Annotated in this window: 2 pseudogenes; both read left to right on the forward strand. The window is 66.2% G+C overall.

Going from position 1 to position 942, the window contains the following annotated elements:
- A pseudogene (locus tag KME75_RS47540) lies at window positions 1–120 on the forward strand (IS30 family transposase); the annotation flags it as partial.
- Window positions 121–259: 139 nt separating this feature from the next.
- Window positions 260–853, forward strand: a pseudogene (locus KME75_RS41970) (IS1634 family transposase N-terminal domain-related protein); the annotation flags it as partial.
- Between the last annotated feature and the right edge of the window lie 89 nt (window positions 854–942).

The raw sequence follows: 942 nt of genomic DNA on the forward strand, positions 1-942 counted from the left end.
CCGGACTATCTCGCGATGGTGGCTTCCGAAATCAACGACCGACCCCGTAAGATTCACAACTGGAAGAAGCCCTCCGAGCTATTCACCGAGCTTGTCGAGTCGCATGCTTCCACTGGCTGAATCTGCCATCTGGTGCATGATCACGGGTGTTGGTGCAGGTCAACGTTCTGCGATCTGGTCCAGCACGGCGAAAGCCCTAGTAACACGACTTGGGCGCTACTAGCGGTGAGCTGCAGTAGGTCGTGTAACGTTTGGTGGCGTGTTCGTGCGCACGTCGACCCGGCGGAACCGGGACGGGTCGAAGGTGTCCTACCTGCAGTTGGCGCACAACGAGTGGGACCCGGCGGCGAAGACGTCGCGGACGAAGGTGCTGTACTCGTTCGGGCGGGCCGATCAGCTCGACCGGGCCGCGATCGAGCGCCTGATCACCGCCCTGACCCGGGTTGTGGGCGTCGAGGCGGGCTCGGATCGGGCGCGGGCGGTCGGGGTCCCCGGGCTGGAGTTCGTCCAGTCCCGCCCGCTGGGTGGGGCGTGGTTGCTCGACGGGCTGTGGCACCGGCTGGGGATCGATACCCTGCTGCGCCGCCTCGCCGCCGGGACGCGCCGGGATCCGGTGGTGGAGCGGGTGCTGTTCGCGCTGGTCGCGAACCGGGCCCTGGCGCCGTCCTCGAAACTGGCCGCGACCTCGTGGGTCGCCCACGACGTGCACGTTCCCGGTCTCGACGCGGTGTCCGACGACGCCTGCTACCGGGCCATGGACTGGCTGATCGCCATCGAAAACAAGCTCGCGCGCGGGGTGTTCGACGCGGTCGCGCACCTGCTCAACCTCGAGGTCGACCTGCTGTTCTTCGATTATCCGGCTAATCGCCGCTCGGATTTCGCCTTGGCCGCGTAGCCGGTGGTGTTTCGCGGCGTTTGAGCGCGCGGATTTCTTCTTCTTGC

Origin of the sequence: Pseudonocardia nigra (genome assembly GCF_019396355.1) — a bacterium.
Classification (GTDB): domain Bacteria; phylum Actinomycetota; class Actinomycetes; order Mycobacteriales; family Pseudonocardiaceae; genus Pseudonocardia; species Pseudonocardia nigra.